The sequence below is a fragment of the Polaromonas sp. P1_A2 genome, assembly GCF_056406895.1.
In genome coordinates, this window is the sequence record NZ_JBFTZI010000003.1 from 381,318 (window position 1) to 407,736 (window position 26,419).

The window sequence follows — 26,419 nt, forward strand, 5'->3', positions numbered from 1 at the left end:
TCACGCATGCGCAGACGAGGCACGCCATGCAGAAAGCGTATGCGCTGTTTTGGGGAGCGCTGATCCGCATCGGCTGAGCCGCACCTCGCTGCCCGCCGGCAATCCTCCACCTCAACCCGCCGCGCGCGGCTTATTTCTTAGCGTCGTTCCTTGCCCGCAGCTGCTCGAGCTTTTCAGCGATTTTCATTTCCAGCCCCCTGTTGACCGGCCGGTAAAAGCCAGGGGCCTGCATGCCGTCGGGAAAGTAGTTTTCGCCGGCGGCGAAGCCGTCTTCCTCGTCGTGGGCGTAACGGTAGTTTTTGCCGTAGTCGAGCTGCTTCATGAGCTTTGTTGGTGCATTGCGCAAATGCAGGGGCACCGGGCGGGTGCCGTCCTTGCTGATAAACGCCTTGGCTTCGTTGAAGGCCTTGTAGACCGCGTTGGACTTGGGCGCCACCGCCAGGTAGATCACGCACTGGGCCAGGGCCAGCTCGCCTTCGGGGGAGCCCAGGCGCTCATAGACCTCGGCCGCGTCCAGTGCCAGGCGCAGCGCGCGCGGGTCGGCCAGCCCTATGTCCTCGCTGGCCATGCGCACCAGCCGGCGCGCCATGTAGCGCGGCTCGGCGCCGCCGTCGAGCATGCGCATGAACCAGTAGAGCGCGGCGTCGGGGTCCGAGCCGCGCACCGACTTGTGCAGGGCCGAGATGGTGTCGTAGAACTGCTCGCCGCCCTTGTCGTAGCGGCGCAGGCGCTCGCCCAGCACCTTGAGCAGCCAGGCGTCGGTGACTTCGGTGACCTTCTCGGCCTTGGCCGCCACGCTGAGCGACTCCAGCGTATTGAGCAGGCGGCGCGCATCGCCGTCGGCATAGGCCACGAGGCGGTCCACGGCCTGCGCATCGATGGCGGTGATGGCCGGCAGCGCGTTTTCGGCCAGCACCTTGTCCACGATCTGCTTCAGGTCGGCCTCCCCCAGCGGCTGCAGCACATAAACCACGGCGCGCGACAGCAGGGCCGAGTTGACCTCGAACGAGGGGTTTTCGGTGGTGGCGCCTATGAAGGTGAAAAGGCCGCTCTCCACGTGCGGCAGGAAGGCATCCTGCTGGCTTTTGTTGAAGCGGTGCACCTCGTCGACAAACACGATGGTGCGCCGCCCGCCCTGGGCCTGCCAGATACTGGCCTGCTCCACCGCTTCGCGGATGTCCTTGACGCCGCCCAGCACGGCCGAAATGGTGATGAAGTGCGCGTCAAAGCTGCTGGCCATCAGGCGCGCGATGGTGGTCTTGCCCACGCCGGGCGGGCCCCAGAGGATGCAGCTGTGCGGCTGGCCGGACTCGAACGCGATGCGCAGCGGCATGCCTTCGCCCAGCAGATGCTGCTGGCCTATGACTTCGCCCAGGTTTTGCGGGCGCAGGCGCTCGGCCAGGGGCTGGTGGGTGGAGGACGCGGCTTTCACGGGCAGGTGGGAAACGGGAGATCAGGGGGTGGGGAACTGGGATGCCATGAGTCTAAGCCACGCGCGGGACCGGCTGCAGGCTTGGGGTAACTCGTGTACAACCCCATCACACCCTTTCAAAGGAAACCCCATGCCAAGCCGCGAAACCCTGGAACGATTTATCGCCCGCGTTGAAGAAAACGCCCATGCCCAGGCCATTGAAGAGTTCTACACCGAGAACGCGTCCATGCAGGAAAACCAGGCCGCGCCGCGCGTGGGGCGTGCCAACCTGGTCACCGGCGAGCGCAAGGTCATGGAAAGGGCGAAGTCATTGACCTCGACCTGCGTGCGCCCCGCCCTGCTCAACGGCGACCACGTGGTGATCCGCTGGATCTTCCGCTTTGAATGGCAGGACGGCAGCCGCACCGAGATGGAAGAACTCGCCTGGCAGCGCTGGGAGGGCGAGCGCATCGCGGAGGAAACGTTTTTCTACGATCCCGCGCAGCGCCTTCCCAAACCCCCGGTGGCCTGAGCCCCGGCCTGGTTTACTGCCGGATCACGTCCGCGCCCTTGGGCGGCGTGAAGCGGAAGGTGTCCGCGGGCAGGCTGGGGTTGACCTCGACCTTGCTGAAACTCAGCACCGAGCGCTGGCCGAAGCTGTCGGTGATCTCGAGCGCGGCCAGGCCGGAGGATTTTTCACCGGGGCGAAAGCCCACGCGCACGGACTGCAGCTGGCCGTCCTTGCTCTTGGGCGTGGCCACCACCCATTGCAGGCCGTCGGCATCGGGCGCGGCGGCCAGCGTGAAATCGGCCTGCAGGGCGCGCAGGTCGGGCGCCGCGGCAATCAGCGCTGCGGGGGTGGAGCCCAGCACGCTGGACTGCTTGCGCGAGGTGACCTGGTTCAGGTCCACGTCGTGCAGCCACAAGGTCTGGCCGTCGGCCACGATGCTTTGCTCAAAGGGCTTCTTGTAAATGAAGCGAAAGCGGTTGGGCCGGGAAAACTCGAACGTGCCGGTGGAGGTCTTGCTGCGCGCGGCCTGCCCGTCCCTGGCCGGCGCGGTGACGACCTGGGTGAATTCAGCGCGGCCGCTGCTGACGGTCTTGACGAAAGCCTCCAGGCTGTCCAGGCCGTCGGCCCAGGCGGGGTGGGCGCAAGCCGCCACCAGCATCATTGCAAGGTATTTCTTCATGATCGTCACTCCGCCCTTGCGGGCACCAGGATGTCGCGCTGGCCGCTGCCGCTCATGGCGCTGACCAGCCCGGCTTTTTCCATGTCTTCGACCAGCCGCGCGGCGCGGTTGTAGCCGATCTTGAGGTGACGCTGCACCAGCGAAATGCTGGCCTTGCGGTTCTTCAGCACGACCTCCACGGCCTGGTCGTACATCGGGTCTTTCTCGCCGCTGCCGCCGTTGCCACCCTCGCCCAGCAGGTCGCCGTCTTCCCCGTCGACCGTGCCGCCTTCGAGCACGCCGTCGATGTAATTGGGTTCGCCCTGCTGCTTGAGGTAGGCCACCACGCGGTGCACTTCGTCATCACTCACAAACGCACCATGCACCCGGATTGGAAAGCCTGTACCACTCGGCATGTAAAGCATGTCACCCATTCCTAACAAAGCCTCGGCGCCCATCTGGTCCAGGATGGTGCGGCTGTCGATCTTGCTGCTGACCTGGAAGGACAGGCGGGTCGGGATGTTGGCCTTGATCAGGCCGGTGATCACATCCACGCTGGGGCGCTGCGTGGCCAGCACCAGGTGGATGCCGGCGGCCCGGGCTTTTTGCGCCAGGCGGGCGATCAGTTCTTCGATCTTCTTGCCGACCACCATCATCAGGTCGGCCAGCTCGTCGATCACCACCACGATGTAAGGCAGGCGTTCCAGGGGTTCGGGCTGTTCGGGCGTGAGGCTGAAGGGGTTGTAGATGAATTCGCCCTTGGCCTTGGCTTCGTCGATCTTGGCGTTGAAACCGGCCAGGTTGCGCACGCCCAGCTTGCTCATGAGCTTGTAGCGCTTTTCCATCTCGGCCACACACCAGTTCAGGCCGTGGGCGGCCTGTCGCATGTCGGTGACCACCGGGGCCAGCAGGTGCGGAATGCCCTCGTAGACGCTCATTTCCAGCATCTTGGGGTCTATCAGCAGCAGGCGCACGTCGCGCGCATCAGCCTTGTAAAGCAGGCTCAGGATCATGGCGTTAATGCCGACCGATTTGCCCGAGCCGGTGGTGCCGGCCACCAGGCAGTGCGGCATCTTGGCCAGGTCTGCCACCACGGCGGCGCCGCTGATGTCCTTGCCCAGGCCTATGGTGAGCAGGGACTTGGCCTCGTTGTACACCTGCGAGCCCAGGATTTCGCTGAGCTTGATGGACTGGCGCTTGGCGTTGGGCAGCTCCAGTGCCATGTAGTTCTTGCCCGGAATGGTTTCGATCACGCGGATCGACACCAAACTCAATGCGCGCGCCAGGTCCTTGGCCAGGTTGACGACCTGCGAGCCCTTGACGCCGGTGGCGGGCTCAATCTCGTAGCGCGTGATGACCGGGCCTGGCGCGGCGGCAACCACACGCACCTCGACGCCGAAGTCCTTGAGTTTTTTCTCGATCAAGCGCGAGGTCATCTCCAGGGTTTCGGGAGCCACGGTCTCCTGGCGGCTCAGCGCGCCGTCCAGCAGGTCGACCTGCGGCAGCTTGGAGTCGGGCATTTCGCTGAAAAGCGGCTTTTGCCGCTCCTTGGCCACGCGCTCGCTTTTGGGAATGTCGACCAGCACGGGCTCGATCAGCACCGGCACCGGGTGGTGTTCCTCGATTTCGATGCGTTCGTCGATCAGGGTCTCCTCGCGCTCGCGGGCGGCCAGCTTGCCGAAGGCCAGGTCCTGGGCGATTTCGCGCTTTTCGCGGCGCGAATCGATCAGGTTGTCTATCCAGGCGCCTACACGAAGCGCCACATGGGCCCACGAAAAACCGAAGACCGCCGACACGGCAATGACACCCAGCGCGATAAACACCAGGCCGGAGCCGGCAAATCCCAGCCACTTCTCGCCCTGGGCACCGGCCAGGTAGCCCAGCACCCCGCCGGCATGGCCGGGCAGCTTGAATTCAAAGCGGTAAAGCCGCGACCACTCCAGCGCCGCGCTGGCCAGCAGCAGCAGCAGCAGGCTGAGCCAGAAGCGGATGCGGTGGGACTCCCCGGCCGCCAGGGGTTCGCCGCGCAGCCAGCGCGCCAGCGACCTCAGCCAGGCCTGGCCGCCCGCGGCCAGCGCCCACCAGACCGAAAAGCCCAGCAGGTAATAACTGGCGTCGGCCAGCCAGGCGCCCACGCGCCCGCCCCAGTTGAGGGTCGCGGCATGGCCGCCGGCCACGGCTTGCGCGGTGCCGGAGGTCGACCAGGCCGCATCCTGCGGCGAATAGCTGAGCAAGGCGGCCAGCCAGAAAACCAGGCCGAGCAGGCCCAGGATCAGGCTGACTTCATGGGCAAAGCGTTTGATGCCGCCGGGCGCGCCCGTGGCGGGGGAGTTTCTGGAGTTCAGGGTATCGAGTGAGTAAGTCATGGCTCACTTGAAGCTTACCGCAGTTGAGTGCAAGCCTTGAAGGAGCGCCACGGGCGCCAAATGGGTGGCGGGCGATCGGCCGGGCGTGTTAACCCAGGGTATGCAGGCGCTCTTTCACGAGGACGGAGCCGTCGTCCCGGGTTTCGATGAAGCCGCGCTCTTCCAGGTCTTTCATGACCCGGCTGACCATCTCGCGCGAGGCGCCGACCATCTTGGCCAGGTCCTGGCGCGAGACCTTGTCGCGGATCACGGTGTTGCCGGTGCCGTCGTCGCTGGCGAACTCCAGCAAGGCCCTGGCCACACGGCCGTACACGTCCATCAGGGCCAGCGATTCGATCTGCCGGTCGGCGTGGCGCAGGCGCTGCACCAGGCCCTTGAGCACGGCATAGGCCATGGAGCTGTTCTCGGGCAGGCAACGCGCGAATTCGAGGCGGCCCAGGATCAGGGCGTCGGTCTGGATCTCGGCGCGCACCGTGGCCGAATGCGGTTCGTTGTCGATCAAGCTCATCTCGCCGACGTAGTCGCCGGGGTGCATGGTGGCCAGGATGACCTCGCGCCCGCGGGCATCGGTGGTGACGACGCGGGCCCGGCCCGTCAGGATGATGGACAGCGCGTTGGACTTCTTGCCCTGCTCGACGATGGGCTCGCCGCGCTTGAAGCGGCGCTTGACCACCGTATCGGCGACGGAGGCGGCCTGGGCGGCCGTCAAAACGGAGAAAAGGGGTACCCGGCGAATCAATTCCAGGTTGGACACCATCGTCGTCATATCTGATATCTCCCAACCTCACAAACAACGGGACGTCGCGTGAGTTCTTACAATGGCACGTAATTTATAAAACCAAATGCCGCAAAAGTACTACCTCGACGGTTTTACCTTGCGCTGCGCTTATGCGGCACGACTCTACCCGAGTTCTTACACTTTCCCAATCAGTTTTTCAACATGAAACATTCAAGCGTCTTAATCCTCGGTTCGGGGCCTGCCGGCTACACCGCGGCCGTCTACGCGGCACGCGCCAACCTCAACCCGGTGCTGATCACCGGCATCGCGCAGGGCGGCCAGCTCATGACCACCACCGAGGTCGACAACTGGCCGGCCGACGTGCATGGCGTGCAGGGGCCGGATCTGATGCAGCGCTTTCTCGAGCACGCGGAACGCTTCAAGACCGAGATTATTTTTGACCACATCAACAAGGTCGATTTCAGCAAGCGCCCCTTCACCCTCACCGGGGACAGCGGGACCTACACCTGCGACACGCTGATCATCGCCACCGGCGCCTCCGCCAAATACCTGGGGCTGGAGTCGGAAAGCGCCTTCATGGGCCGCGGCGTTTCCGGCTGCGCCACCTGCGACGGCTTCTTCTACCGCGGCCAGGAAGTCTGCGTGGTGGGCGGCGGCAATACCGCCGTGGAAGAGGCGCTATACCTGTCCAACATCGCCAGCAAGGTCACGCTGGTGCACCGCCGCGACAAATTCAAGGCCGAAGCCATCCTGATCGACAAGCTGCACGAGAAGGTCAAGGCCGGCAAGATCGAGCTCAAGCTGCACCACACGCTGGACCAGGTGCTGGGCGACGCCTCGGGCGTGACCGGCGTGCGCCTCAAAAGCACCCAAAGCGACGCCACGCAGGATCTCACGCTCAAGGGTTGCTTTATCGCGATCGGCCACCAGCCCAATACCGACATCTTTGCCGGCCAGCTGGAGATGAAGGACGGCTACATCATCACCAAAACCGGGCTGCAGGGCTTTGCCACCATGACCAGCGTGCCCGGCGTTTTCGCCGCCGGCGACGTGCAGGACCATGTCTACCGCCAGGCTATCACCAGCGCCGGAACCGGCTGCATGGCGGCCCTGGACGCCCAGCGTTTCCTCGAACAAGCAGAGTAAGCAAAAAATCCCTTATAATTCAAGGCTTTGCTAAATTTGACCCCAAAAGGGCCGGTTTGGCAGTCTCGGGTTACCGCCACCCTATTCTGGCGAGGTGAGGCAGGAATGACGACAGGCAGCAAGTGCCTTGCGACATGACTGCTGTTGAAAAGTACTGGAGTGCATATGGCACGCGTATGTGAAGTAACGGGCAAAGGCCCAATGGTCGGAAACAACGTTTCCCACGCCAACAACAAAACCAAGCGCCGGTTCCTCGTGAACCTGCAATACCGTCGTTTCTGGGTCGAGAGCGAAAACCGCTGGGTCCGCCTGCGCGTTTCGAGCGCTGCACTGCGCCTGATCGACAAGAAGGGCATTGATACCGTGCTCGCAGACCTGCGCGCACGCGGCCAAGCTTAAGGAGCACCATCATGGCAAAAGGCGCACGCGAAAAAATCAAGCTGGAATCCACCGCCGGCACCGGTCACTTCTACACGACCACCAAGAACAAGAAGACCACGCCCGACAAGATGCTGATCATGAAGTTTGATCCCAAGGCACGCAAGCACGTGGAATACAAGGAAATCAAGCTGAAGTAATTCGGCTCTTTCCACAAAAAACCCGCCGCATCCCGGCGGGTTTTTTTATGGCCGGCGATTTTCCCGCCGCCCTCTCCTGCCAGTCGCCAGCCCAGGGTGATACGCCCACAAAACAAAACCGCCCCCGTGAATCAACACGGAGGCGGCTTGAAAGGGGGCGGCACGCCGGCTCAAGCCAGCGGCAGGGGTGATCAGGCGCGGGCGGCGCGCAGCTTCAGCGAGAATTCGCGCAGCGCGGCAATGCCGCTTTCTTCCGCGCGGTGGCACCAGGCCTGCAGGTCGGTCGCGAGCTGTTCGCGGGAGGCCGAGGTGCTCATCCACATCTGGCGCAGTTCTTCACGCATGGTGACCATCTTGTCGAGCACGGGATGCTCGGCGCGGGCCTGGGCCAGTTGCGGCTTGGCGGCCGCAGGCACCTTGTCGTCGTCGCGGTGCAGCCAGCGGTTGGCCGCGCGCAGCACGGACACGTCGGCTTTTTTGGCCTTCAGCACTTCGATTTCGGCCTTGCCGGCACGGCGCAGTTCGCGCGCAAAACCGGCCATCACTTCGTAGCGGTGGGCGATCAGGGCTTCCAGCGTTTTCTCGTCAGCCACGGGCTGGATGGAGCCCAGCTGGAGCTTGGGCGGAACCTTTTTCACGGCGGCCAGGCCCATTTTTTCGAGGGCGCGGATGTAAATCCAGCCGATGTCGAACTCATAGGGCTTGACCGAGAACTTGGCCGAGGTCGGGTAGGTGTGGTGGTTGTTGTGCAGTTCCTCGCCGCCGATCATGATGCCCCAGGGCGAGATATTGGTGCTGGCGTCGGGCGCCTCAAAGTTGCGGTAGCCCCAGTAGTGGCCGATACCATTGATGATGCCGGCCGCCGTCACGGGAATCCAGGCCATCTGAACCGCCCAGACCGCCAGGCCTGCCGCGCCGAAGAAGGCCAGGTCGATGATCATCATCAGGCCCACGCCCTGCCAGCTGTAGCGGGTGTAGACATTGCGTTCCAGCCAGTCGTTGGGCGTGCCATGGCCGTACTTGGTCATGGTTTCCTTGTTCTTGCTTTCGGCGCGGTACAGCTCGGCGCCTTCCCAGAACACCTTCTTGATGCCGTGGGCTTGCGGGCTATGCGGATCTTCCAGGGTTTCGCACTTGGCGTGGTGCTTGCGGTGAATGGACACCCATTCCTTGGTCACCTGGCCGGTACCCAACCAGAGCCAGAAGCGGAAAAAATGCGAGGGGATCGCGTGCAAGTCCATGGCGCGGTGCGCCTGGTGGCGGTGCAGGTAAATCGTCACGCTGGCGATGGTGATGTGGGTGGTCACCAGGGCGTACAACACGATTTGCCACCAGCTGGCGGCGAGCAGGCCATTTGCCAGCCAGTCGAGGGCGGCATCAAACAAAATCATAAAAATCCTTTAAACAACCTGCACCAGCCGCCCATCCAAATTTGTCTCCAGGCGCTGCACCAGACAAGGTCTTATTGTAAGGCGAAGCCCTGCAAACACCAAGTCACCAGAGGTACAGGCGAAGGGGCAAATCAGTGCGAAAAATCACGAATAAATATGTAACATCAGCCTATCTGTCGTCTTTTGCTGGCAAAAATATCAGGACTTTTGCCATACTGCGGCGAAAAACCCGTCAGTCTGGTGCAAGTAGGGCCAGAGGCGAAGGTAGGGGCCGCGGCAGAGTTTTTCGGCATGTTCCACCCCCAGATGGGTCAACAAGGGCCCGGTTTCAAGGACGTTAAACCCTGTATTGGCCGCGCTGAAGGCTTCGGCAATCGCCTCGTTTTCTTCGCGCAGAACGCTGCAGGTGGCATAAACCAGCCGGCCGCCGGGCTTTAAAAGCCGCGCGGCGCTCTGCAAAATCGCGGTTTGTTTGGCCTGGAGCTCTTCGATGGCCTTGGGTGTCTGCCGCCATTTGAGGTCGGGGTTGCGCCGCAAAGTACCCAGGCCCGAGCATGGCGCGTCGACCAGCACCCGGTCTATCTTGCCGGCCAGGCGCTTGATGCGGTCATCGCGCTCATGGGCGATGGCCACGGGGTGCACATTCGACAGCCCGCTGCGCGCCAGCCGGGGCTTGAGCGCATCCAGCCGGTGGCCGGAGGTGTCAAAGGCGTACAGGCGCCCGGTGTTGCGCATGGATGCACCCAGGGCCAGCGTCTTGCCGCCGGCGCCGGCGCAAAAATCGACCACCATCTCGCCGCGTTTGGCATCCACCAGCAGGGCCAGCAGCTGCGAGCCCTCGTCCTGCACCTCGATGGCACCGCGCGTGAAGGCGTCCAGCTTGGCCAGCTGGGGCTTGCCGTCTATGCGCAGGCCCCAGGGCGAATACGGCGTGGCAACGGTCTTGATACCCGCCTTGGAGAGCTCTTTCTGGGTTTCGGCGCGCTTGTCCTTCAGCGTATTGACGCGCAAATCCAGTCCGGCCGGCGCATTGAGGCTTTCGACCAGCGGCCAGAAATCGTCACCCAGTTGCTCCTTGAGCGGCTCCACCAGCCACTGGGGCAGGTTGTGGCGATGCAATTCCATCAGGTCGCCCGGCTTCACCTGGTCGCAGCGGGCCAGCCAGTCTTTCTCCTGCTCGGTCAGCGCGCCCAGCAAAAAGTCGCGCTCGGCGGCAAAACCCAGGATCGCCAGGCGCCGCTCCAGTGGGCCGCTGCCGTGCTGGGCCAGGTAGGTATAGAGATTTTTTTTGCGCAGCACACCGTAAATGGTTTCCGCCACGGTGGCGCGCTCGCGCGGGCCGAGCCGGTAGTCGCGGAAGTAGCGCGAAACCACCATGTCGGCGGGATGATCAAATTTGAGGACCTGCTTGAGAAGCTCGGAACAACTGTCGAGTAAGGCTTTGGGGTGCATGGCCCCATTGTCCCACCCTTGCCGCGCGGCTCAATCCGGTTCAGTCCATGGTGCGCAGGTAGACGGCCTCAAAAGCGTTGCGTTCGATGTCGCCCAGCATGGGCGAATAACCGGCCCACAGGGCCAGCACGGGCCCGGGCAGGTCCAGCGAGCGCTCCAGGTCGCGGCACAGCGCATAGCGCGACTCATCGTCCAGCCCCGGCAACTCCAGGAACAGCAGGTAGCAGCGCCTGTGCGCAAACTCCTTGAGGTTTTTGCGCACCAGCCAGGCCCGCGCCACCGGCTTGCAGCGCGCGAGCTGCGCCTGCAATTCGCCCTGTTCGAAAGTGCTGAGGTCGTGGCGGGCAATGGCCTGAAAGAACGGCGTCTCCGTCAATTCCTCCCAGGCGCGCCCCTCGGCCTCTTCGGCCTGCTTGAGCCGCTCGCGCCACAGGGCCAGGGCCTTTTCGTCAAAGCTGCCGTCGGCCGCGGGCTGCTCCATCTCGGCCACCGCCACCCGGCAAGCCCACCAGCGGTTGGCCGCGCTGTGCTCGAACAGTTGCCCCAGGCAATCCATGCGCAGCGCGCGTTCCGCGGCCGGCAGGCATTGCGCCAGGCCGCGCAAGGCCCCGGCATGGCCGGGCGTCATCTGCAGTGCGCGCTCATAGTGGCCACGCACGTCGGCCCGTGCGTCCAGGCGGCGCCGCAGGTTGCCCAGTTCGACCATTTCCTCGGCGTTGTTGCGCTTTTCGCTGGAGGCCAAGGCATCGGCACGGGCCCGCACCCGCCCCAGGTAGGCGTGGTGCTGCTTCCAGTCGCTGGCGTTCTCCCTGCACCATTGCTTGTCGAAATGCGCAATCCATTTAGCGCCGCCGTCGCCTAGCAGCGCCAGCGCGGAGCGCGAAGAAACAGACCATGCCGGCAGGTTTTTGGCGGCTTTCAGCGCCTCCAGCCGGTCGCGCAGGCCCGGGTGGGTGTCGTCCACATCGCTGATGCGGCGCAGGGCCTGCCGCAGCGATTCGCGGGCGAAATCCCCGGGCGGCGCCAGTCCCAACAGAGGCCGCATGGCCGCATAGGGCCCCACCGGCAGGGCCTGGGCGGCGGCGGCGCTCCAGTGCTCGGGCCAGAACTCCCTGGCGACCCAGTCGCCCTTGACGGCCAGTTCGGTCAGCGCGGCGGCGGCGACGTCCTTGCCCAGCAGCTTTCCGGAGATGCGGTCGGCCTCGTATTCGTCCTGGCGGGCCAGCGCAAAGGTCTTGGCCGAAAACCGCGGAAAGTACCAGCGCAGAAAGGCCTGGGTGGCCGCCGCCACCGGGCCTTCGTCGTTGCGCAGGCCGTGGTTGAGCATGGCCCAGCTCAGGCGCGTGCGGTAAATCCAGGCGGCGAAGCGGCCGTGGTCGCCGCGCAAATGGCCGTACTCATGGGCCAGCACGGCCAGAAAGCGCGGCCGGTCCAGCGCCATCAGCAGCGGCAAACCGATATTGAGGTAGTTGACGCCGCCGCCGAACAGGCCAAAGCGCGGATGCTGCCGGATGCTGGCGTTGAAGTCCGCGTCCAGCCGCACGCGGTGTATGGGCGGGCCCTTGATCTTCCTGCGGATGCGCTCCAGCGCCTCGAACAGGGCCGGCGCGTCGGCCGGCTGCAGCACCACGCCTTCCGGCTCGTCAAAACGGCACCACAGCGCCCGCAGGCAGGTCCAGAGCAATCCCCCGGCCGCGACGACCAGGGCGACATAAAAGCCCTTGATGCGCCCATGCATCATGGCGCTGGCGACCCAGGCCAGGATGCCGGCGGACAGCAGCAGGCAAGCGACGACCCAGGCATAACCGAGCGCCGCGAAAGCCGCCACGCTGCGGCGGTAGGCTTTGCTGTCGTCGGCGCTGGCATGCTCGCTCAGGCGCACCAAATGGATGAAATCTGCCCGCTCCATCAGCCCTCCCATTTTTGTTGGCGACAATCTTACCCATGAACCCAGACCCCAACCTGCCGCCCCTGATTGAAACCCCGCCGGGCCTGTACCGCCACTACAAAGGCATGCTTTACGAGGTGGTCGGCACCGTACGCCACAGCGAAAGCCTGGAGCCCATGACGTTGTACCGCGCGCTTTACGGCGAAAAAGGCCTGTGGGTGCGGCCCGCCGCCATGTTCAATGAAGAGGTGGTGATAGACGGCGTCAGGCAGCCGCGTTTCGCGCTTCAACCCGGCCCGGCGCCCGAATAAGCGCCGTCACCGATAATCGTGGGTTATGTCCGAATCCACCGAAATCGAAAAACAGGTCAAACGCCGCCGCACGTTTGCCATCATCTCCCACCCCGACGCGGGTAAAACCACGCTGACCGAAAAGCTGCTGCTGTTCTCGGGCGCGATCCAGATCGCCGGCAGCGTCAAGGCCCGCAAGGCCGCGCGCCACGCCACTTCCGACTGGATGGAAATCGAAAAGCAGCGCGGCATCTCCGTGGCCAGCTCGGTCATGCAGATGGAATACCGCGACTGTGTCATCAACCTGCTGGACACCCCGGGCCACCAGGACTTCTCGGAAGACACCTACCGCGTGCTGACCGCCGTGGACGCGGCGCTGATGGTGATCGACGCGGCCAACGGCGTCGAGCCGCAGACGCGCCGCCTGCTGCAGGTCTGCCGCGCGCGCAACACGCCTATCCTGACCTTCGTCAACAAGATGGACCGCGAGGTGCAGGACCCGATGAGCGTGATGGACGAGATCGAGCGCGAACTCGGCATGACGGTGATTCCCTTCACCTGGCCGGTCGGCATGGGCAAGCTGTTTCACGGCGTCTATGACAGGCGCGAAGACCGCATGCGCGTCTTCAGCCCCGGCGAGGAAAAAGCCGGCGGCGACGACGAAATCCTGGCCGGCCTGGACAACGCCGAGGCCGCCAAACGCTTCGGCGCCGAATACGCCCAGGCCCAGGGCGAGATCGAACTGGTGGCCGGCGCCACGCCCGAGTTCGACCGCGCCGAATTCCTGGCCGGCAGGCAGACGCCCATGTTTTTCGGCTCGGCCATCAACAACTTCGGCGTGCAGGAAGTGCTGGACGCGCTGGTCGACCTGGCGCCCGCGCCTGCCGAGCGCGGAGCCATCCAGCGCGTGGTGCACCCCGAGGAGAAAAAATTCTCCGGCGTGGTGTTCAAGATCCAGGCCAATATGGACCCGGCCCACCGCGACCGCATCGCCTTCCTGCGCGTGGCCAGCGGCGAATTCACGCGCGGCATGCGCCTGAAAGTGGTGCGCAGCGGCAAGGAACTGCGGCCCAACACCGTGGTGAGCTTCATGAGCCAGCGCCGTGAATTGCTGGACACCGCCTTCGCCGGCGACATCATCGGCATCCCCAACCACGGCGTGCTGCAGCTGGGCGACACGCTGACCGAAGGCGAGGCCCTGCAGTTCACCGGCCTGCCCTTCTTCGCGCCCGAAATGTTCCGCGCCGTCGAGGTGGCCGACCCGCTGCGCAGCAAGCAGCTGCGCGCCGGCCTCACCCAGCTCGGCGAGGAAGGCGCGATCCAGGTGTTCCGGCCGATTGCCGGCTCATTGCTGCTGCTGGGCGCGGTCGGCCAGCTGCAGTTTGAAGTGGTCGCCCACCGCCTGGAGCACGAATACGGCGTCAAGGCCCGCATCATGGGCAGCAACTTCAACCTGGCGCGCTGGGTCACCAGCGACGACGCCAACGAACTCAAAAAATTCATGGACGCCAACGCCCACCGCGTGGCACTGGACGCCGTTGATGCGCCCACCCTGCTGGTGGACCACAGCGCCACCCTGCGCGCCGTGGAGCAGCAATGGCCCAAGATCAAGTTCCATGCACTGCGCGAGCACGCCGGGCTGGTGTTCCAGTCCAAGATGTAAGCGCTTTTCCGCTCACCTGCCCCAGACGCAAAACGGGCGCCAGAAGCTATCCGGTGGATAGCGGCTGGCGCCCGTAGTCCTGTGCGCAGGCTTATTTGGCGTTCAGAAGCTCGCCGACTTCGAGCAATATCAATTCGTTGTCGTCGGCCTTATTCGGCTCGCGGCTGCTCGAAAACGGCAGGTTGTTGTCGTTGCCGACCACGATGTGGGTCGCGTCCACCACGTCCACGTTTTCAATCGTGAAGAATGGGAACTTGAGCACGCCGTCGTTGAGCGGCTTGCGTGCCAGCTTGTGCGGGTCGGCGATGTTGAGCAGGTCGATATAGCCAATCTTGCGCACCGGCCCGCCCACATTGGCATCCGTCATTTCAATTTTGTAGACGCGCTTGAATTTGGCGATGTCATGGAAGCAGTCTGTGCGTTTCTGGCCTTCGGGACAGGCCTTGTCGGCCGTGCCTTCGCCGTTGTCGCGTTCGATGATCAGGCCGGTCGTACCGTCGATCATGTTGAAGTCGCCGATGGCATTGCCGTTGGCTTCCAGCGGGTACATCCACGAGCGGCCGCTCCACTTGCCGGCCTGCACGTCGAACTCCAGCACACGCAGGGCCTCCTTGCCGGCTACACGCTCATAGTCTTTGGCCTCGGCATTCCACACTGGGCCTTCGAGCAGCGCATAAAGCTTGCTGCCGTCTTTCGACGAAGCCATGCCTTCAAAGCCCTTGGAGCGCTTGACCTGGAAGTCGACCGTGCCGCCTGGCGCGGCTGGCGTGGTGACGGCCGGGTGGTCGGGCGAGCGCACGACCTTGCCGTCCACCAGGGTTTCAAACACCGCCAGCACCTTGCCCTTGAGGTCGGCCTTGATCAGGAAAGGGCCGAACTCGTCGCCAATCCACAGCGCGCCGCCGGCGAACTGGAAGCTCTCGGTGTCGAAGTCGCTGCCGGTCAGGTAGCGTTTTTTGCTGCCTTCGTGGACGATGCGAAACGGCACTTTTTTGTCGGGGTCATGCAGGAAGATGGTTTCCAGCCGCTTCATGCTGCCGCCTTTGAAGTCCACCTTGTAGCGGTTCAGGTACAGCATGGCATCGGGCGAGTTCGCCTTGGCGCCAAAACCGTTGTCCGTGATGATCCAGAAGGTGCCGTCGGCCATTTTTTTGATGCCGGAATGGCCTTGCAGCGGCTGGCCCTTGAAAGGCAGCGACATGCCGGTGGGGCGGCCCGCCGACAGGCCCGGCACCGTGCCCAGTGCCTCGGTGCGCTGGCCGTTGGTGAACTTGCCGCTGACCTGCAGGTCCTGCGGCGCATCCTTGGGCGCGGGGATAAAGGATTGGGCGGGCAGCACCGCATGGCCTGCCAGCGTGGCCGGAAATGCCGCGGGCGACTGCGCCAGCGCGCACAAGGGAGAAGCCAGCAGTACCAGCATCAGGGAGGAAAGAAGGCCGGTCGGGCGCTTTGGCAAGGAACAGGCAGTGGCGCCAGAATCAGATAAGAACATGTGTCATCCGTGGTTAAAGGAAGACGCATGGTCGCCACCGGGTGTGACGCCGCGATGACACAGGGTGCTCGCCCCCCGGCCTCGGCAAGCGGGAAATCGCCCCTGCTTTGCCCTATTGCCGGATTCTTCCGTTCCCGCTGACGATGGTCATCTCCACGAAGCGCGAACCATTGCGCATCCCCGGGCGAAATCCGACGACATAGCCTCCCAGGTCAAAACTGTCCAGTCCATCCAAAGCCGTGGCAAAACCTTCACGGGTCACACGCGGGCCCTGCCGCCGGGCGGCTTCAACAATCACCTTTGCCGCGATGAAGCCTTCCATCATGGCGTAGCTGATCGGAACGTCCTGCGCTCCGGCCGCTGCCGCGATGTCGTTGAACTCCTTGGAAAGCCGGTTTGTCAGTTTGTAGGGGCTGGGCGTGACCTGGGCGATCGCGATGCCTTGCATCTGCTCTTCAGAAAGCCGTTTCGCCATCTGCTCGATGTCCGCGCCTGAATGCGCAAACAGTTGGGCCGTTCCTCCGCCTGAACGGTATTTCTCAATAAAGCTGGAAGCAGCGCCCCCGCTCGCAATCATGATGATCGCCTGCGGTGATGCCTGCAGCATGGCGTCGGCGGCGGCGCTCACGCGGCTGGTTCCAGCGTCATAACCCGCCGTTTGGATGATCCTGGCCTTGGCGTTCGCCGCCGCTTCCTGTGCCGCGGCGATGAGCGGCGCGGCGCCGGGGCCATTTTCGTAAAACAAGCCGAGCCTGGTGATTCCGACCGTCGCCAGGTGCGCCGTGATTCTCGCCAGCTCGTCCCGCAGCGTGGCGCGTACGCCGTAAAGCTGCGGGGCTTCCAGATTCAGTTCGGTCGCGCGGAAGCCGACCAGTGCGATGCGCTCGCGTTCCAATACGCCCGCACTGACCAGCTGGGAGATATTGCGGCCTCCAAAGTAGCCGGCAAGCACCACGGGTTTGTCCTCGGCCAGAAGCGCGCGCGTTTGGGTGAGTGTTTCATCGGGTCGCCCGGCGTCGTCGCGGCGCGCCAGGATGAAGGTGTTTCCATTCACGCCGCCCGCCTTGTTCACGGCGTTGAAATGCAACTGCATCCCCGCCGCGTAGGCGCGGCCCTGGCTCGCGTCGATACCGGTCAAGGGCGCCACCTGGCCGACCACAAGCTGCGCGGCCAGTACGGATGACGTGATACCGCTTGCGATAGCCAGGCCGGCCAGGCGGCCGATCCATTGATTTTTTCTCATCTTCGCCCTCATCCTCGTTCTTATCTTCGTTGTTATCCTCGGTCCTCAACGACATCCAAATCGCCTGGACCGGCCATTGATTTTTCTTTGTTCACGCACCGGCACTGATGCGATGTCCGGCGCCGCCTGCCGTCGTTGGCGAGCCGACGTGGTGCGGCGGGGCCGAGACGATCGATGTCAGCGCCGGCTCGACGGCCCGCAGGCGGTCCAGCGCGGGACGCGGCCGCCGCAATTCATCAGAGCCGGCAAAAGCCTGCTCCAGGGCCGCCGCCACGCCAAGCACATGCTGGTCCGCGCGGAAGTGGCCGACGATTTGCAGGCCGAAGGGCATGCCCGCGTAGTCGACTCCGCAAGGCAGGCTGAGCGCCGGCAAGGTGGCCAGCGTCACGACATAGGTCAGGGCCAGCCAGCGGTAGTAGTTGGCTTGCGGCTTGCCGGCGATGGTGTCCGCGTGCAGCGTCGTCCAAGGGAAGGGCGACAGCGGCGTGGTCGGCGCCAGGATCACGTCATAACCCGCCATCGTGGCGTTGAAGCGGGCCAGGATGCGTGTCTGCTCGGCCTGGGCCCAGGCGCTGTCCAGCAGGCTCATTGCCGCACCTATCTCGTAGTTGGCCCGCGTGTTGGGCCCCAGGCTGGCGGGGTCGCGCGCGTAGGCGTCGCGGGTCGCGGCCACAAAGGCCTCCGCGCGCAGCACGTCAAAGCAGCGGTGCACATCGCCCAGGTCGAACTCCACCTTTTCGCAGCTGCGGAACAGGTGGGACATGGCGCGGACCTTGCGGCCGAAGGTTTCCCGTATCAGGGGATCGACATCGCAGGCGCCGAAGTCCTCGGTCCAGCCTACGCGCAGGCTACCGAGGTCCAGCGGCGGCGGATTCAGAAAACCGGCCGCATCCACTGGATAGCTGAGCGGGTCGCCCACGGCGGCGCCGGCCGAGGCGGCCAGTTGCTGGCAGGTGTCGGCGACGGTGCGGCCCATGGGGCCCACCACGGAGATCGGCGTCCAGCCCAGCGGCTTGCGCGAACTGGGCACCAGGCCCGGCGAGGGCCGAAAACCCACCACGCCGCACAGGGCCGCCGGTATGCGCAGCGACCCACCGGTGTCTGAGCCGGTGCACACCGGAAGCATGTCGCAGGCCAGCGCCGCCGCCGAGCCGCCCGACGAGCCGCCGGCATTGAGCCGGGGGTCAAAGGGGTTGCCGGTGGCACCCCAGACCGCATTGCGAGTGTTTGCGCCGGCCCCCAGCTCGGGCACATTGGTCTTGCCGACCACGATGGCACCGGCGGCGCGCAGCCTCGCCACGAGCACGTTATCGGCCGCGGGCACATGGTCGCGGTACAGCGCCGAGCCCAGGGTGGTCAGCAGGCCCTCGGTGGCCTCCAGGTCTTTCACGCCCATGGGCAGGCCGTGCAGCAAGCCCAGCGGGCGGCCCTGCATCACCGCGCGCTCGGCGTCCTTGGCCTCGGCGCGCGCGCGTTCAAAGCAGGTGGCCGTCACGGCGTTGACGAAAGGGTTGACCGCCTCGATGCGCTCGATGCAGGCTTCCAGCAGTTCGACGGGCGATACCTGCCTGGCCTCTATCAGTCGCCGCAGCTCCACCGCCGAGAGAGCTACCAGTTCCTTGCGGCTCGCCACCGTCAATCAATCCGGATGTTGGAACGCAGGGCGATCACGCGCATGCGGGGCAGCTCGTTTTCGATGCGCGCGGCGACCGCGGCAGCGGGCTCCCAGGCGGACTCGAGTCCGTTCGCGACGAGTTTTTCGCGAATTTCCGGGTCCTTCATGGTGTCAGCCAGCGCCTTCTGCAGCTTGGCTTTGACATCCGCCGGCACCCCCTTGGGCGTGGCAATGGCCAGCCAGGAATCGGCCGAGAAACCTTTGAAGCCGCTCTCCGCCACGGTCGCCACCGTGGGCATTTGCGTCGCGCGGCTCTCGCCGGTGACGGCGATGGCCTTGATCCTCGGCTTGGCCGCCTTCAGCTGCGGTAGCGCCGCCGCGACGGTGTCAATGGTGAAAGGGATTTGCCCGGCCATCAAGTCATTCATCGCCGGCGCGCTGCCCTTGTAGGCGATGTGCTGCAGCTTGATGCCCGTGGTGCTCCACAGCATTTCGCCTGCGAAGTGCCCTGTGGTGCCGTTACCGAACGAGCCATACATGTATTTGTCCGGTGCGGCGCGCACTGCCGTGATGAGTTGCTTCAGGTCGTTGATCGGGACATCGACGTTGGCCAGCAAAACAAGGGGAACGCGTGCCACCATCCCGACAGGCTCAAAACTCTTGATCGGGTCGTAGGGCAGTTTGGGCATGAGCGCTGGATTCACCGTGAAGGTGGAACCAGAGCTGATCAGCAGCGTGTAGCCGTCCGGCGCGGCCTTGGCGACAAAGGCCGCACCGACGACGGTGCCGGCGCCCGGGCGGTTGTCGATGACGATCGGCTGCCCCAGGCGCTCGGCCAGTTTCTTGGCGACCAGCCGCCCGGCGATGTCGGTGGCGCCACCCGGCGGAAACGGGATGACCAGCTGGACCGGCTTGGACGGATAGCCCTGCGCATGGACGCCGGTCCAGGGCGCCAACAAGGCCAGCGCCATGGCCAGGAAGAAGCGCTTCTCATACCTTGGTTTCATCATCGTAGTTCCCTCTTTGTTGCAGCGCGAGCCGCGTTGATCAACCGTTGCGAAACAGGAAGCTGTAGGCATTGAGCGCCGGCACGCCACCCAGGTGCGCGTACAGCACGCGCGAGCCGGCCGGAAACTCGCCGCGCCTGACCTTTTCAATCATTCCGTGCATGGACTTGCCCTCGTACACCGGGTCGGTCAGCATGCCCTCCTGCCGCGCGCACAGGCGGATCGCCTCCAGCGTGCCTTCATTCGGCAGGCCGTACTCGGGGCCGCCGTAGCCGGTGTCCAGCACCACGTCTTTTGCGGTGATGGGGCGGCCCAGCTCAACCAGCTTGGCGGTGTTCTGCGCGATGCGCAGAATCTGCGCATGGGTTTTCTCGGGCTTGGCCGACGCATCGATGCCGATCACGCGGTCGGCCCGGCCGTCGGCGGCAAAGCCCACCACCATGCCGGCCTGCGTGCTGCCCGTGACCGAGCAGACCACGATGTAGTCGAACTGGAAGCCGAGTTCGGCCTCCTGCGCGCGCACCTCTTCGGCAAAACCGACAAAGCCCAGGCCGCCATAGGGATGCTCCGAGCAGCCCGCCGGAATCGGGAAGGGCTTGCCGCCGGCCTTGCGCACGTCGTCCATGGCCTGTTCCCAGCTGGGGCGTATGCCGATGTCAAAACCGGCCGCGTCCAGGCGCACATCGGCGCCCATGATGCGCGACATCTCGATATTGCCCACACGGTCATACACCGCGTCGGAATAATTGACCCAGTTCTCCTGCACCAGCACGCACTTCATGCCCAGGTGCGCGGCCACCGCCGCCACCTGGCGCGTCTGGTTGGACTGGATGCCGCCTATGGACACCAGCGTGTCGCAGCCCTGGGCCAGGGCCTCGGGAATCAGGTATTCCATCTTGCGGGTCTTGTTGCCGCCGAAGGCCAGGCCGCTGTTGCAGTCTTCGCGTTTGGCAAAGAGTTCGACCTTGCCGCCCAGGTGGGCGCTCAGGCGTTTGAGCGGCTGGATGGGCGTGGGGCCGAAGGTCAGCGAATGCCTGGCGAACTTCTGGAGCTGCAGCGGGTGTTGAAGAGGATGCTTGAGCGAAGTGGACATGAAGGGGGTTCCCGGTTGAAAGTGAAACTGAAGCTTGAAGCGACGATGAATCAAATCGTAGCCAGGCCCTCCCGCAATGAGTTGCTTAAACACCCCATCAAACGGACTCAAAAATCTTCCTTTCATGAATTTATGTAATTAATTCCATAAATTCGCCTTTTTAAGCAATATTTGTAGAATCCTCCCATGGAACACACGCTGGACCGCATTGACCGCAAGCTCCTGAAGCTGCTGCAGCAGGACGCCTCCCTGCCCAATATCGAGCTGGCCGAAAAGACCAGCCTGAGCCCGCCCGCCTGCTCGCGGCGGGTAGCCAGGCTCAAAGAGGCCGGCCTGATCCGCAAGACGGTGGCGCTGGTGAACCCGCGCGCGCTGGGCTACAACGGGCTGGTCATCATCGGCGTGGTGCTGGACCGCTCCACCACCGACTCCTTCGCGGCGTTTGAAAAAGCCGCAGCCGGCCTCAGCGGCTGCCTGGAAGTGCAGCTGGTGACCGGCGAGTTCGACTACTTCGTGAAGCTGCGCATCCAGAGCATCGACTCCTTCAACGAACTGCATGCGGCGCAGCTCATAGGCCTGCCCGGGGTGCGGCAGATCCGCACCTTTGTCTGCCTCAAGGAGGTGTTCGAGACCACGGTGATTCCGGTTTAGGCCGGGCTTTTGCAATAAGCTATGCGCATGTCGCCCAAAGCCAGCCTGTGTCGCCGTTTCTTCCTGATGCTGCTGTGCGCCTTCTGCGGCGCAGGCCACGCACAGGTGTTTGATCGCCTGTATGAAAGCAGCGCCCAGATCACCCTGGCCCAGCCGCTGCAATGGATCGCGGTGCCCAGGGATTCCATCGCATCGCCCGATGCTTTCGCCACGGGCGAATTCGCGGCCACCGCAAAACGCGCCTTCCAGCCTTACACCGACGACACCATTCTTCCCACTTCCGATACGCAGGAAGTCTGGGCCAGCTTCGCCCTGCCCACCACGGAAACCCTGCAGACCTGGTACATCCGGCTGGCGGGCCAGGCGGTCTACAAGGTAAGCCTTTACTCGCGCGACGCGCAAGGCGGCTGGCAGGTCCATTCCGCCGGCGAGGCGATCGCCCCCGCCTACTGGGCGCTGCGCACCCGCGTCCCGAGCTTTGAGCTGCAATCGCACACCGACCAGCCGCAGACCTACTACCTGCGCTTCGAACACCGCCGGCCCATCACCGAGCGGCCCATGCTGCTCACGCCCGTCGAGTACATCGACGGCGCCTCGCGGGTCGGCGTGGTGATAGGCCTGATGTGGGGCATGTTCAGCGTGCTGGCCGTGCTGTGCCTGGCCGCTTTCAGCATGTCGCGCAGCAAGGTCTTCCTCTGGTTCGGCGCCGTGGTGGTCACGCTGATGTTCACGCAACTGGTGCTGATCGGCTACGGCGGCTGGCGCATCTGGCCCTACAGCATGCACCTGAACCAGGTCATGGGCTGGGTGTCGGCCACGGTGACCATGGCCGCGGCCGCCTGGTTCTGCGCCCAGGCCAGCTATGCGCGCGACGGCCATCCGCGCGTGTACCGGCTGCTGGCCGGCGTCACGGCGGGCAGCCTGCTCATGGCCTGCGCGTTCATGGTCCGCCTGGACTTTGTGCCGCGCGACCTGCGCAACCTGTGGCTGGCGCTGGCCACCGTGGCGATACTCGCGAGCCTGGTCTGGATATCGCTGCGCGGCCAGGCCTGGAACCTTCTTTTATTGATAGGCGCCGCGCCCATAGGCGGAGCCGCGCTGGCCCGGCTTTCCTATAACGCCGGCTGGGTGCTCAATGTGGAATCGGCGCAGGCCGCGGGCGTGCTGTCGGCCATGGTCGGCCTGCTGTGGATTTTCGGGGTGCTCGCCTGGCGCAGCCGGGCGGCGCTGTTTTCCAACCACCGCGGCGCGGCCCTCTCGACCTACGATGCGGCCAGCGGCCTGATGCTGCCGCGCATCATTGAGGCCAGGCTGCCGGCCATGCTGCTGCGTGGCCGCCGGCAAAAGCTGGCCTGCGGCGCGATGATGCTGCACTGGCTCAACCAGGCGCCCAGCCATGACGAGGTGGGCGACCTGAAACGCGGCGCCGCGCTGTCGCGCATCGGCGAGATCCTGCGCCGCGCCGCGCGCGACGTGGACACCGTGGCACGCTGCGACGAAAACCATTTCATGGTGCTGGTCGAAGGCCCCGTCAGCCGCGCCGTGCTTTCCGAAATTTCCACCAAGATCCTGGCGGACTGCATACGCGCCTCCGAAAAGCAGGGCGAGGGCGACGCTTTCACCCTGCACATCGCCATATGGCACGACACGCCCCGCGCGCAAACCGCCGCGGAGGTGACCGACCTGCTCAAGATACGCCTGCACCACATGGCCTCCGGCACCAAACGGCCCGTGCAGTTTGTCGACTCGCCGCTGGAGCCGGGCAGCGCCGCGGCCGAAGAAGCCAGCCGGCGCGAAGACCTGCTGGCCAAGATCAACGCGATCGAGACCTCGCATCCCACGCTGGGGTGACGGCAGCCCTCGTTGAGGCGCCGCGCCGGTCAGCGGCCGGGCAAAGGCAAGGGCAAGGCTGTCTTGTACCGGACCTGCTTGAGCGCAAAACTCGAGCGGATTTTTTCGATCCCCGATATCGGTGACAGCTGCTCGAGGATGAATTTTTCCAGCGCGCCTATGTCGGCCACCGCCACGCGTATCAGGTAGTCGCTGTCGCCCGACATCAAATAACACTCCATCACCTGGTCGTGCTCGGCGATGCGCCGCTCAAAATCGGCCAGCGACTCCTTGCTTTGCGTGCGCAGGCTGATGGAGATAAACACATTGAGGCCCAGGCCCAGGGCCGCGGCATTGGCAATCGCCACATAACGGTCAATCACGCCGCCGGCCTCCAGCGCCTTGACGCGGGCCAGGCAGGGCGAAGGGCTCAGGTGCACACGCCGCGACAGCTCCACATTGGACAGCGAGCCGTCGCGCTGCAGTTCGTCGAGGATCTTTAAATCGAGGGCATCAAGCTGCATCATCTGTAAAAACCGGTTTTCACAGAATTTTATGCCTCTTAACGGCCAAATACCACGATATTGAGGCTACAACTTCTGGACAAACCTGCGTACAGTCATTTTTGCCATGAACCATTCCACCCCCCATCATTTGCTGGCGCAGGCCGACATGCCCGCCGATACCGATCCGCAGGAAACCGCTGAATGGCGTGAAGCGTTCGAAGCCCTGGCCCTGACCCACGGCCCGGCCCGCGCACGCCACATGCTGGGCGAATTGAGCCGCGTTGCGCGCAAGCAGCGCATAGGCTGGCTGCCCGAGCTGGCCACGCCCTATATGAATACCATCGCGGTGGACGAGCAGCCCGTGTTCCCCGGCGACCTCGCGCTGGAAGAGCGCCTGGCCTCGCTGATGCGCTGGAACGCGCTGGCCATGGTGGTGCGCGCCAACCAGGCCGAAACCGGCGGCTCGGCCGAACTCGGCGGCCATATCGCCAGCTACGCCAGCGCGGCCGACCTGTTTGAGACCGGCTTCAACCATTTCTTTCACGCGCGCGAAGGTGTGGCTGAAGGCCAGCACCGCGGCGACCTGGTGTTCTTCCAGCCGCACAGCGCGCCCGGCGTCTATGCGCGCGCCTACCTCGAAGGCCGGCTCAGCGAAAAAGACCTGGGCTTTTACCGCCAGGAACTCAGCGCGCCCGGCCAGGGCGCGCAAGGCCTGTGCAGCTACCCGCATCCCTATTTGATGCCGGATTTCTGGCAGTTCCCGACCGGCTCCATGGGCATAGGCCCCATCAGCTCCATCTACCACGCACGCTTCATGCGCTACCTCACGCACCGGCGCTTGCTCGACTGCGCGGGACGCAAGGTCTGGGGGGTGTTCGGCGACGGCGAGATGGACGAGCCCGAATCCATGAGCGCGCTGACCCTGGCCGCACGCGAAGGCCTGGACAACCTGGTCTGGGTCGTCAACTGCAACCTGCAGCGCCTGGACGGCCCGGTGCGCGGCAACGGCCGCATCATCGACGAGCTCGAAAAGCTGTTCGCCGGCGCCGGCTGGAATGTCATCAAGCTGGTCTGGGGCAGCGACTGGGACGGCCTGTTCGCGCGCGACCTCACCGGCGCGCTGACACAGGCCTTTGCCCAGACGGTGGACGGCCAGATGCAGACCTTTGCCGCCAAGGACGGGCGCTTTAACCGCGACAACTTCTTCGGCCAGAACGCCGAACTCGCGCGCCTGGCCCAGGGCATGACCGACGAGCAGATAGACCGCCTCAAACGCGGCGGCCACGACCTCGTGAAAATCCATGCCGCCTACGCCGCGGCGGCGAACCACCAGGGCCAGCCCACCGTGATCCTGGCGCACACCAAAAAAGGCTATGGCATGGGCAGCGCCGGCCAGGGCCGCATGACCACGCACTCGCAAAAGAAGTTCGACGGCGAGGACCTCATCGAATTCCGCAACCGCTTCAACCTGCCACTGTCCGACGAGCAGGCCAAAAACCTGGCCTTCTACAAACCCGCCGCCGACAGCGCCGAGATGCAGTACATGCACGCCAGGCGCGCGGCGCTGGGCGGCTATTTGCCGCGCCGCGAAACCGCGGCCGATGCCGTGGCCATCCCCGCCCTGCCCTCCTACGCCCAGTTCGCGCTGGCGGCCGACGGCAAGGAGATGAGCACCACCATGGCTTTTGTGCGCATGCTGGGCGGGCTGCTCAAGGACACTGCGCTGGGCCCGAAGATCGTGCCCATCGTCGCCGACGAGGCGCGCACCTTCGGCATGGCCAACCTTTTCAAGCAGGTCGGCATTTATTCCAGCGTGGGCCAGCGCTACGCGCCCGAAGACATAGGCTCGGTGCTGAGCTACCGCGAGGCGCTGGACGGCCAGATCCTCGAGGAAGGCATCAGCGAGGCCGGCGCCCTGGCCAGCTGGACGGCCGCCGCCACCAGTTACAGCGTGCACGGCCTGGCCATGCTGCCCTTCTATATCTATTACTCCATGTTCGGCTTCCAGCGCGTGGGCGACCAGATCTGGGCCGCCGCCGACCAGCGCGCACGCGGATTCTTGCTGGGCGCCACCTCCGGCCGCACCACCCTGGGCGGCGAGGGCCTGCAGCACCAGGACGGAACCAGCCACCTGGTCGCCGCCACCATTCCCAACTGCAAGGCCTATGACCCGGCCTTCGCCGGCGAACTCGCCGTGATCCTGGACCATGGCATGCGGGAAATGATGGTCGAGCAGAAAGACGTCTTCTATTACGTCACGCTGATGAACGAAAACTACGCCCAGCCCGACCTGCGGCCCGGCGCCGAGGCCGACATCATCCGCGGCTGCTACCGCTTTGACAGTTTCCTGCCCGACGGCAGGAAGGCCGAGGGCGAAGTGACCCTGATGGGCTCGGGCGCCATCCTCACCGAAGTCATCAAGGCCGCGCGGCAGCTCGCCCAGCAGGGCATCGCCGCCACTGTCTACAGCGTGACCAGCTGGAGCGAACTCACGCGCGACGGCGCGGCCTGCCAGCAAGCGGCGCTCAACGCTGAAGCGCATGCTGAAGCCTTCGTCGCGCAGCAGCTGAAGGCCAGCACCGGCCCCATCATCGCCGCCACCGACTATGTGCGCGCCGTGCCCGAAAGCATCCGCGCCTTCCTGCCCGAAGGCCGGCGCTACCTGACCCTGGGCACCGACGGCTTCGGCCGCAGCGACACGCGCGCCGCGCTGCGCGCGTTTTTCAGCGTCGATGCGCAAAGCATCGCCAAGGCCGCGCTGCACCTGCTCAAGCCGGCCTGAGGCTCTTCGCCGGACAGCCGGGCGGCCGGGCCATAGCGGCCGCCCCCGCATGCTTGCGGGCACGCTTTCACGCATCCACCCTTCTTCGCGACTTCGCGCGGGCTTAA

Annotated in this window: 22 protein-coding genes; 9 read left to right on the forward strand and 13 right to left on the reverse strand. The window is 64.7% G+C overall.

What is annotated here, in order from left to right; genetic code table 11:
- Positions 1-130: 130 nt before the first annotated feature.
- The gene (locus AC1D09_RS13825) at positions 131-1,432 is read right to left on the reverse strand and encodes a replication-associated recombination protein A (protein ID WP_477661247.1); all 1,302 of its coding nucleotides are present in this window, start codon (positions 1,430-1,432) and stop codon (positions 131-133) included.
- A 130-nt stretch (positions 1,433-1,562) separates the two neighbouring features.
- Here AC1D09_RS13825 and AC1D09_RS13830 point away from each other — a divergent pair, with 130 nt between their 5' ends.
- Positions 1,563-1,943, forward strand: coding sequence for a nuclear transport factor 2 family protein (locus AC1D09_RS13830; protein WP_477661248.1), 381 nt, complete (start codon positions 1,563-1,565; stop codon positions 1,941-1,943).
- A 13-nt stretch (positions 1,944-1,956) separates the two neighbouring features.
- On the opposite strand, the gene lolA is transcribed toward AC1D09_RS13830, so the two are convergent.
- The 3 genes from lolA to AC1D09_RS13845 all read right to left on the reverse strand — a co-directional run bounded on the left by lolA (position 1,957) and on the right by AC1D09_RS13845 (position 5,712).
- Positions 1,957-2,601 (reverse strand): outer membrane lipoprotein periplasmic chaperone LolA, encoded by a 645-nt coding sequence (lolA, locus tag AC1D09_RS13835; RefSeq protein ID WP_477661249.1) that lies wholly within the window; start codon positions 2,599-2,601, stop codon positions 1,957-1,959.
- 5 nt (positions 2,602-2,606) lie between these two features.
- A complete protein-coding gene (locus AC1D09_RS13840) occupies positions 2,607-4,946 on the reverse strand; it encodes a DNA translocase FtsK (protein ID WP_477661250.1) in 2,340 nt (779 codons plus the stop codon).
- An 88-nt stretch (positions 4,947-5,034) separates the two neighbouring features.
- Entirely contained in the window at positions 5,035-5,712 is a 678-nt protein-coding gene (locus AC1D09_RS13845) for a Crp/Fnr family transcriptional regulator (RefSeq protein WP_007863182.1), read from the reverse strand.
- A gap of 174 nt (positions 5,713-5,886) precedes the next feature.
- On the opposite strand from AC1D09_RS13845, the gene trxB reads away from it, so the two are divergent.
- The 3 genes from trxB to rpmG all read left to right on the forward strand — a co-directional run bounded on the left by trxB (position 5,887) and on the right by rpmG (position 7,409).
- A complete protein-coding gene (gene trxB, locus AC1D09_RS13850; protein ID WP_477701097.1) occupies positions 5,887-6,831 on the forward strand; it encodes a thioredoxin-disulfide reductase in 945 nt (314 codons plus the stop codon).
- 165 nt (positions 6,832-6,996) lie between these two features.
- Positions 6,997-7,230 (forward strand): 50S ribosomal protein L28, encoded by a 234-nt coding sequence (gene rpmB / locus AC1D09_RS13855; protein ID WP_413329935.1) that lies wholly within the window; start codon positions 6,997-6,999, stop codon positions 7,228-7,230.
- Between the two features lie 11 nt (positions 7,231-7,241).
- On the forward strand, positions 7,242-7,409 hold the full coding sequence (gene rpmG, locus AC1D09_RS13860) for a 50S ribosomal protein L33 (RefSeq protein ID WP_007863188.1): 168 nt from the start codon (positions 7,242-7,244) through the stop codon (positions 7,407-7,409).
- 191 nt (positions 7,410-7,600) lie between these two features.
- On the opposite strand, the gene AC1D09_RS13865 is transcribed toward rpmG, so the two are convergent.
- The 3 genes from AC1D09_RS13865 to AC1D09_RS13875 all read right to left on the reverse strand — a co-directional run bounded on the left by AC1D09_RS13865 (position 7,601) and on the right by AC1D09_RS13875 (position 12,161).
- Positions 7,601-8,800 carry a DesA family fatty acid desaturase gene (locus AC1D09_RS13865; RefSeq protein WP_477661252.1) on the reverse strand — a complete coding sequence of 400 codons (1,200 nt, stop codon included), beginning with the start codon at positions 8,798-8,800 and terminating at the stop codon, positions 7,601-7,603.
- Positions 8,801-8,998: 198 nt separating this feature from the next.
- The gene (locus tag AC1D09_RS13870; protein ID WP_477701098.1) at positions 8,999-10,252 is read right to left on the reverse strand and encodes an RsmB/NOP family class I SAM-dependent RNA methyltransferase; all 1,254 of its coding nucleotides are present in this window, start codon (positions 10,250-10,252) and stop codon (positions 8,999-9,001) included.
- 40 nt (positions 10,253-10,292) lie between these two features.
- Complete coding sequence (locus AC1D09_RS13875; protein WP_477661254.1) at positions 10,293-12,161, reverse strand: M48 family metallopeptidase; 1,869 nt, start codon at positions 12,159-12,161, stop codon at positions 10,293-10,295.
- A 35-nt stretch (positions 12,162-12,196) separates the two neighbouring features.
- Between AC1D09_RS13875 and AC1D09_RS13880 the strand changes: the two genes are divergently transcribed.
- Both AC1D09_RS13880 and AC1D09_RS13885 read left to right on the forward strand, forming a co-directional pair.
- Positions 12,197-12,451 (forward strand): DUF1653 domain-containing protein, encoded by a 255-nt coding sequence (locus AC1D09_RS13880; protein ID WP_477661255.1) that lies wholly within the window; start codon positions 12,197-12,199, stop codon positions 12,449-12,451.
- A gap of 25 nt (positions 12,452-12,476) precedes the next feature.
- On the forward strand, positions 12,477-14,093 hold the full coding sequence (locus AC1D09_RS13885; RefSeq protein WP_007863198.1) for a peptide chain release factor 3: 1,617 nt from the start codon (positions 12,477-12,479) through the stop codon (positions 14,091-14,093).
- A gap of 91 nt (positions 14,094-14,184) precedes the next feature.
- Here AC1D09_RS13885 and AC1D09_RS13890 read toward each other — a convergent pair whose 3' ends face one another.
- The 5 genes from AC1D09_RS13890 to AC1D09_RS13910 all read right to left on the reverse strand — a co-directional run bounded on the left by AC1D09_RS13890 (position 14,185) and on the right by AC1D09_RS13910 (position 20,507).
- Complete coding sequence (locus AC1D09_RS13890; protein ID WP_477661256.1) at positions 14,185-15,513, reverse strand: esterase-like activity of phytase family protein; 1,329 nt, start codon at positions 15,511-15,513, stop codon at positions 14,185-14,187.
- Positions 15,514-15,697: 184 nt separating this feature from the next.
- Complete coding sequence (locus AC1D09_RS13895) at positions 15,698-16,828, reverse strand: ABC transporter substrate-binding protein (RefSeq protein ID WP_477661257.1); 1,131 nt, start codon at positions 16,826-16,828, stop codon at positions 15,698-15,700.
- Positions 16,829-16,919: 91 nt separating this feature from the next.
- A complete protein-coding gene (locus AC1D09_RS13900; protein ID WP_477661258.1) occupies positions 16,920-18,461 on the reverse strand; it encodes an amidase in 1,542 nt (513 codons plus the stop codon).
- Positions 18,462-18,463: 2 nt separating this feature from the next.
- Positions 18,464-19,450 (reverse strand): Bug family tripartite tricarboxylate transporter substrate binding protein, encoded by a 987-nt coding sequence (locus AC1D09_RS13905; protein ID WP_477661329.1) that lies wholly within the window; start codon positions 19,448-19,450, stop codon positions 18,464-18,466.
- A 40-nt stretch (positions 19,451-19,490) separates the two neighbouring features.
- Positions 19,491-20,507 (reverse strand): 1-aminocyclopropane-1-carboxylate deaminase, encoded by a 1,017-nt coding sequence (locus tag AC1D09_RS13910; protein ID WP_477661330.1) that lies wholly within the window; start codon positions 20,505-20,507, stop codon positions 19,491-19,493.
- Positions 20,508-20,729: 222 nt separating this feature from the next.
- Here AC1D09_RS13910 and AC1D09_RS13915 point away from each other — a divergent pair, with 222 nt between their 5' ends.
- Both AC1D09_RS13915 and AC1D09_RS13920 read left to right on the forward strand, forming a co-directional pair.
- Positions 20,730-21,194, forward strand: a complete 465-nt coding sequence (locus AC1D09_RS13915) for an Lrp/AsnC family transcriptional regulator (RefSeq protein WP_477661259.1) — start codon at positions 20,730-20,732, stop codon at positions 21,192-21,194.
- A gap of 27 nt (positions 21,195-21,221) precedes the next feature.
- Entirely contained in the window at positions 21,222-23,045 is a 1,824-nt protein-coding gene (locus AC1D09_RS13920; protein WP_477661260.1) for a sensor domain-containing diguanylate cyclase, read from the forward strand.
- A gap of 29 nt (positions 23,046-23,074) precedes the next feature.
- On the opposite strand, the gene AC1D09_RS13925 is transcribed toward AC1D09_RS13920, so the two are convergent.
- On the reverse strand, positions 23,075-23,548 hold the full coding sequence (locus AC1D09_RS13925) for an Lrp/AsnC family transcriptional regulator (protein WP_413329932.1): 474 nt from the start codon (positions 23,546-23,548) through the stop codon (positions 23,075-23,077).
- A 106-nt stretch (positions 23,549-23,654) separates the two neighbouring features.
- Between AC1D09_RS13925 and mdeB the strand changes: the two genes are divergently transcribed.
- Entirely contained in the window at positions 23,655-26,312 is a 2,658-nt protein-coding gene (gene mdeB, locus AC1D09_RS13930; protein WP_477661261.1) for an alpha-ketoglutarate dehydrogenase, read from the forward strand.
- Positions 26,313-26,419 lie beyond the last annotated feature (107 nt).